Source organism: Sulfurovum sp. (genome assembly GCF_049668085.1).
Classification (GTDB): Bacteria; Campylobacterota; Campylobacteria; order Campylobacterales; family Sulfurovaceae; genus Sulfurovum.
This window is the reverse complement of sequence record NZ_JBATIY010000090.1, coordinates 1-7,046: the sequence shown is the minus strand read 5'-3', so window position 1 is coordinate 7,046 and position 7,046 is coordinate 1. Positions and strand designations below refer to the sequence as shown.

The 7,046-nt window shown below is 34.7% G+C and carries 8 protein-coding genes and 1 pseudogene; 5 read left to right on the top strand and 4 right to left on the bottom strand.

Translation table 11 applies throughout. From position 1 onward, the window contains the following. The 4 genes from WBM70_RS06205 to WBM70_RS06190 all read left to right on the top strand — a co-directional run. On the top strand, positions 1–581 hold a 581-nt coding region (locus WBM70_RS06205; RefSeq protein ID WP_424557635.1), incomplete at its 5' end, for a MarC family protein. A gap of 232 nt (positions 582–813) precedes the next feature. After that, positions 814–1,023 carry a hypothetical protein gene (locus WBM70_RS06200; protein WP_424557634.1) on the top strand — a complete coding sequence of 70 codons (210 nt, stop codon included), beginning with the start codon at positions 814–816 and terminating at the stop codon, positions 1,021–1,023. A 2-nt stretch (positions 1,024–1,025) separates the two neighbouring features. Beyond that, entirely contained in the window at positions 1,026–1,247 is a 222-nt protein-coding gene (locus WBM70_RS06195) for a hypothetical protein (RefSeq protein WP_424557633.1), read from the top strand. Between the two features lie 314 nt (positions 1,248–1,561). Then, positions 1,562–2,980, top strand: coding sequence for an ATP-binding protein (locus tag WBM70_RS06190; protein ID WP_424557632.1), 1,419 nt, complete (start codon positions 1,562–1,564; stop codon positions 2,978–2,980). Between the two features lie 221 nt (positions 2,981–3,201). Here the strand turns inward: WBM70_RS06190 and WBM70_RS06185 are convergent, their stop codons facing one another. Then, positions 3,202–3,909, bottom strand: coding sequence for an ABC transporter permease (locus WBM70_RS06185; protein WP_424557631.1), 708 nt, complete (start codon positions 3,907–3,909; stop codon positions 3,202–3,204). 119 nt (positions 3,910–4,028) lie between these two features. Between WBM70_RS06185 and WBM70_RS06180 the strand changes: the two genes are divergently transcribed. After that, positions 4,029–5,681: a histidine kinase dimerization/phospho-acceptor domain-containing protein gene (locus tag WBM70_RS06180; protein WP_424557630.1), complete on the top strand. Its 1,653-nt coding sequence runs from the start codon at positions 4,029–4,031 to the stop codon at positions 5,679–5,681. 37 nt (positions 5,682–5,718) lie between these two features. Here WBM70_RS06180 and WBM70_RS06175 read toward each other — a convergent pair whose 3' ends face one another. From WBM70_RS06175 to WBM70_RS06165, 3 genes and pseudogenes are all read right to left on the bottom strand, one after another. After that, positions 5,719–6,021, bottom strand: coding sequence for a hypothetical protein (locus WBM70_RS06175; protein ID WP_424557629.1), 303 nt, complete (start codon positions 6,019–6,021; stop codon positions 5,719–5,721). 76 nt (positions 6,022–6,097) lie between these two features. Beyond that, a complete protein-coding gene (locus WBM70_RS06170) occupies positions 6,098–6,676 on the bottom strand; it encodes a ComF family protein (RefSeq protein WP_424557628.1) in 579 nt (192 codons plus the stop codon). A 3-nt stretch (positions 6,677–6,679) separates the two neighbouring features. Further along, positions 6,680–7,046: pseudogene (locus tag WBM70_RS06165) on the bottom strand (NAD-dependent deacetylase); the annotation flags it as partial.

Sequence of the window (7,046 nt, the reverse complement as noted above, 5' to 3'; positions counted from 1 at the left end):
TATTTTCTATCATGGATCCATTTGGACTGATTCCATTATTTTTAGCTTTTACGAGCGATCAAAGTGATGAACAGCGTACCAAGATCATACGTCGAAGTGTCATCGCAACAGCCATCATCCTTGTTATCGCAGCACTTACAGGCAAGTATATACTCAGTTTTTTCGGCATTGACATCTACTCTTTTCAAATTGCCGGCGGTATCTTACTGATCCTGATCGCTTTGAACATGCTTCAGGCAAAAGGGTCGATGATCAAGACAACACCCAAAGAAAAGGATGAAGCGATTGAAAAAGATGATATTTCTGTTGTTCCGTTGGCAATGCCACTGCTTGCAGGCCCTGGAACCATCAGTATGGTCATCGTCTTTTCGGCATCGATGGAGACGGCAGCGGAAAAGCTGACACTAGTTGGGATCATCATTGCAGTGAGCTTAACAGTATGGCCAATTCTGTTACTCTCAAAATGGATCGGTCAGAAACTCGGTAGTACAGGGCTCAATATAGCTGTACGTATCATGGGTCTTATTCTGGCATCCATCGCAGTCAAATTTATTCTGGAAGGAATCAAGAACTCCATGTAGATATCATTCAGAAAATATGATTTATTTCCTGTATTTGATTTAATGATTGAAATTTATGGTTTTCCAGTTGAAAATACTGTACAGATAAATTTCTCGCCTAACAATTTCTTGTAACCGATGCACTTTCTGTATGCTGTCGAGATAGATATTACATGAGTCCATGGTTTTGGTGTTTGACATTATTCTGACATTTATTTAGTATCATTTCTCATATCCAAGTTAAGGAAAAGAAATGTCTAAGAATGAATTAATTGATCAAAAACTAGATGAAAAACTGGAACGTTATTATTATCTTAAATACTTGAAAGAAGAAAGCTTAGAAGATTTAATCATGTATGCAGAGAAGGAACACTGGGAAAGCATAGATAATATACACAGGACAAATGATTTGACTAGAATTATTGAATTAGCTGAAACTTTGACAGAAACAGAAGCAGCATAAAAATGAAAACATTACTCCTAGCACTTTTACTAGCATCACCACTTTTTGCAAACGATATGGAATGTGAAACCAAACTAAGCATATTTCAGTCCAACATTGAAAAAAGTAACCCCATCACGGATGAACAGTTAATAACTGCGATTAATAGCTGTGAAGATGTGACTGGTCATGAAGGGCTTCTAAGTATTATGAAGTTAATGTTGGAAACTACTATGGAAGTGTAATCAGCTTCCCTACTAACACATCATGCAAAATTGAAACACATTAAGGTTTATCTATACAGCGTGATGTAGAAATTCTAAAACAGTAACGTAAACCTTAGAAAGTTATATATTTTATATGGTTAGCACTAAAAATTAATATACGAACTGTCATGAGGAAGAATTGATTCCTCAAAAAGCTGTACTTTAAAATTCAAAAGATTTTTAGCGATGTATGTAGACCGCATATGCATTTTAAAAGATCGACTTGATCGAAGACATTTTCCACCTTTTTTAGGTAAAATAACTTTAATATATTGTATTAAGAAGGATAATCCGTGCCTCAAAATTTTAAGAATAAAGTCATTTTCAGTATGCTTTTGTCACTTGTTATCGGTCTCCTAAGCTTTCACCATTACCATTTTACATTTGTAAACTCTATAGGGACAGGCTTTATTGTTTTGGTTCTTTCTCTTTTTCTTTTAAATATCAATACTAGAAGTTCAGAAGTAGATATAGATGATGAAGTAGATAATGATGTGAAGTATCGGCTGCTTGAAAAGAAATTTAAGGCTATTTCCGAAAAAGCAGAAATACTGGAACATGAGATCAAATCTACTGAACTGTTTCTTGCGAGTATGTCACATGAGATACGTACTCCCCTGAACGGCATTATCGGGCTGACAGAAGTTCTTGATGATACATCATTGTCCCAAGAACAAAAAGAGTTTGTCTCATTGATCAGAGAAAGCTCCAACAATCTAAGGGTCATCGTAAATGATGTACTAGATATCTCGAAGCTGAATGCAGGAAAGATGGAGCTTGAGAGTATTCCTTTTGATCTGTTTACAAAAATAGAAGCATCTGTTGGCATATTCAAACCAAAGATTGCAGAGAAAAAGATAGCTCTTAAGGTTTTTACAGATCCATTGATAACAAGGCAAGTCACTGGAGACCCTACGAGGTTATCACAGGTTATTATTAATCTGGTGAGTAATGCACTGAAGTTTACCGATGAAGGTGGAAAGATCGATGTGACAGCTGAGTATATCGATCAGGAAAATGATGAAGTGACCTTTAAAGTATCTGTAAGTGATTCGGGTATAGGTTTAACGCAAGAACAACAAGAAAAGATCTTTGAAGCATACTCCCAAGCTACAGCCAGTACAGCGAGAAAATCGGGAGGAACCGGTCTTGGTTTAACGATCTCAAACAAGATCATGAATGCTATGGGTACAGAATTAGAGGTAGAGAGTGAAGAGGGAGAAGGGGCCACTTTCTTCTTTGTAATTACAATGAAAGTAGACACTATACCATCTATGGCTGTAGAGGAAAAAGAAGTTGAAGTTGTAGAAAAGAGTCAAAACCTAGAGGATATTCATGTATTGGTTGCAGAAGACAACCCTATCAATCAAAAGCTTATTAAAATTGTTTTGGAAAATTTCGGTTTGAATGTAACATTGACATCCAATGGGCAAGAAGCGTATGAAGAACGGATAAATAATAGGTATGATCTGATCTTTATGGATATTCAAATGCCTGTTATGGGTGGTGTTGAGTCTACACATAGTATTTTAGAATACGAAAAAGAGAATGGAGAAGAACATATACCGATTATTGCATTGACTGCCAATGCACTCCCCGGAGACAAAGAGAAATATATGTCTGAAGGAATGGATGACTATGCAACCAAACCTTTAGATGTAAAGATGATTGAAAAGCTTATTAGGCAATATTGCAATATTAATATTGATTAATATTTATTGATAAATCAACACTTGAAAAGAGATAAATGGTAAGACTTACATATACATGAATGATATTGTTAATTTTGCCATACTCCATTACGGTTCTAGTATATTTGCACATTGGTTTATCAACTATAGGATAAAACAGGCAATGAAAGATGTTGCATATAAATAGTCTCGTGTAATTAAAAAAATGATGCTTTTAACTTTTTACGCGGTCAACATGTATTTTAATGAAAATTCTTTTTCAAAAACATCAAATAAATTGCTACTGAGATACCTGCAGAACCAAGTATCATTAGCATCACCATTATCTGATACCGTACTGCAATCAAGGGATCAACACCAGATAGTATCTGCCCTGTCATCATTCCTGGTAAAGAGACAAGACCTACGGCAAAAAGTGCATTGATAATAGGAATAAGTGCAGCTTTATAAGAGGTGGCTCTGGCATCTATGTAAGAATTTTCTCTACCTATCTCACTTTCAAACCTCTCAGCAGAGATACTCACCGCGTTCATAGAATTTGCAAAGATCATTCCTGCTATAGGTATGAGAAACCTGGGTTCATACCAGGGATCTAGATCAAGTACACCAAAAACAACCATCATCAGTGTAAAAACCCCACCAATGAAAATAGAAATAAAAGCGTAAAGGTAGAGTGATTTATAGTGTTTTTGAAGCGGACGCATAGAAATGATCGCTGCAGCTATGAGCATCACACAAAGTATTGAGACCACTAGATATGGAGATTCGGCATCAAATATATAGGTAAGAACATACCCTATCAACATTAATTGTATTAGCATTCTAAAGAGTGCATATAAAAGCGTAGTTTTGTCTTGCGTCCAACGCATATAGATCACGATGACTACAGCAACGGGGATCATAACCCAAAAAAGATTTAAAAGTGAAATATTGTATATTGATGTATTCATACTGTCATTATAGCAAGTTACATGCATGATGATTTATAAATGAATAATGCTAACCTGATTCAAAACATCTATAGATAAAATGTGACATAAATATGACATTAAAAACATATAATATATGTATGCACTATAATCAGCTATTATCCAAACTAAAACAATTACAACCCATTGACACATCTGTAGTAAGTACACTCTATACGCTTTCAGAGAAAAGTCTTCTAACCGCCATAATCTTTACCCTACTCATCACGTCGTTCTTACATTCTGAACTCACATACAGTATCCTTATTTGGTGTGGTACACTGGTTTCATTTTTATTGTTTAGACTCTATAATGCATATCTTTATAGAAAAAAACCTCAAATGCATACGCTTGAAATATGGCATAAGAAATTCATGATATTTGCTTTTATAACCGGAATTTTGGTTTCTACCCTTGGTTTTGCATATATACATTACCTCAATGAATATCATCAACTTTTTGTACTTGCATCCTTATTGGGTCTGTCTGCAGGTGCTACAACTTCATTGGCTTCAGATTTTCGCATTGCTATAGTCTATATCAGTCTTATTATGTTACCTTTGATAGCTTCTTTATTCATTATAAATACATCGGTATCTAATATACTTGCTATACTCATGATCTTATTTTTCTTATCCCAAATAGCCATGATATTCAATAACTATATTGAACAGAAAAAAGTAACCGAATTAAAAAAGCAAAAAAATCTACTGCAAAACTTATTTTCTGAAGCCCCACTTGGAATGTTTTCTTATGATACAAATTTAAATGTTTTAGATGCCAATAAACATTTACACAAAATGCTGAAATATCCAAACAACACGATACCAGGAATGAATCTTGAATCTCTTAATAGTTTAGAGGTATTGAATATATTTAAAAATACACTTGTGCAAGGATCTCAATCCTATTTGGGACCTTATAGATCTTTAAACGATAGTGATTTTTGGGTAAAGACGACTAGTTTTCCTTTTAAAAGTGTTGAGAATACTATAATTGGGGGAGTCGGTATCATTGAAGATAAAACAGAAGAATATATCGCAAAAAAAGAGCTTGAATCCTTACATTTAAAACTCCAGGATCAAATAGAACACAATCAACTTCTTTTAGATGAAAACAAAATCTTCATCGCCGATATGGTACATCAGATACGCACACCATTATCCGTTATCATGACCAACTCATCACTCATAGAAATGAAAACTGATAAAGACGTTTCTTCCTACATTACACAGATTAATTCAGCCATAAACATGCTCTCCAACTCTTATGAGGACCTTTCCTATATCATCTCGAATGATACGATAGAGTACAAACCAGTTGAGATCGACCTAAGTGATTTTCTTAATGAGAGAATTGATTTCTTTGAAGTGATTGCTCAGGCGAATAAAAAAGTTATATCTACAAATGTCGATAATGGCTTAAAAATATCTATGAATGATACAGAATTAGAGAGACTTATCGACAACAATATATCCAATGCCATTAAGCATAGTAATGACAAAAGTGAGATAGAGATCGTATTAGAAAGAAAAAGCAATCCAGGAGTGATCTTACAATTTATCTCAAAAGGGAATGATATCCATAATGTCACTAAGCTTTTTGAGAAGAATTATACTGAAAACCAGGGCGCGAAGAGAAGCTTGGGGTTGGGATTAAATATGGTAAAAATGATTTGTGAGAAAAATAATATAGACTACTGTGCACACTCAAAAAACAATACCAACACATTTACCTATATCTTTAAAAATTGACTCTTTGTTGATTAACTACAAGCACATTAAAAAAGAGTCAAGAAGATCTAAATAAATTACCGGCTTTTCTATTTTCCTCTACGATTCTATGAATTAATTCCTCTATCATAGGCATTAATTCATTATCTGGCTCTTTTATTTTAAATCCAAGAAATCGTTTTATCTTATCCGGAAATGTTTCATCCTCCCCTTTTAAATATTCATTTTTCATATTCTCTACTTCAACAAGCAACTTCTGAAGTACTTTTTTTTGTGCATTAAGTGCACCAGACTCTTCATAGGTTTCAAGTTGTGCTTCTATTGACATGATTCTAGAGATAAAATTTTCAGAATGTCCCATTTACTAATACCGATCCTTTAAAGTGATATCTATAGTATATAAGAAGTTTACAAAATGTATTCATATGTAAGATATATTATGATTCTTCCACATCAGCCAATGTCAATGCGAAAAGGACATTCACACCATGAGATATGAGTACTTTTTGTGCCTCTTGCAATGTAATACCTGTAGTAATAATGTCATCTACAAGTATAACGTCTATGTTAGACTTTCCCTTATAGACAAACTTTCTGGGGTCCTCCAAACGGAACTGTAAACTTTTACCCGAATAGATCACTCTGTTTTGAGCCATTAGTGCACTGTGTTGTGGTATGGATGTCTTAGTCTTCATGGCACGTGTCAGAAGTGCCACATGAGCATAACCGCTTTTAACATACTCATCTATACCAACGATGTAAACATCTCTCTCATCAGACTCTACAAATTCTTCTATGAACGGCTTCATCGTCATATTGGCTAACGCTTTGTAGATACGATAACCTTCAGGTTTATGCTTGCTGTGAAGCAGTGCTTCAAGAGTGGAGTATTTGAAGAAACTAATGACATCCAATGTCCCTATTTTTCGTGTACTTACAGTAGGAACAAACAGATGTTCTATACATGTTTTACAGATGATATTAAAATTTAATTTTGAACAAGAGTAGCAACGCATATATTAGATGATCCTATTGAGCGCTTCAACTGCTCCCATTGGTAGTTCTATCTGAGCACCGAAGCTTTCTCTTGGGTTGATACGTATCAGAGGTATATTAAACCTCAAGGCTATCTGCTCTGACGTGTTCCTTACAGTTGGCACAGCTGTGCCAGCTCCCATCTCAACAATGGCAAGTTTTGCACCTTCTTTTTCCAATTTATTTATCCATAGTCCTAATCTTACTCTTTGGTCATCAGTACGTGCATCCTCCCAGCTGTAATCACCAAACATCAATATATTTGGTCTTGCCATAGCCCCACAAAATGGACAAGAGGGTAATGGTTCTTTAGCTTTAAAGCCCTCTTCTATCTTTATGAAAGTATCATCT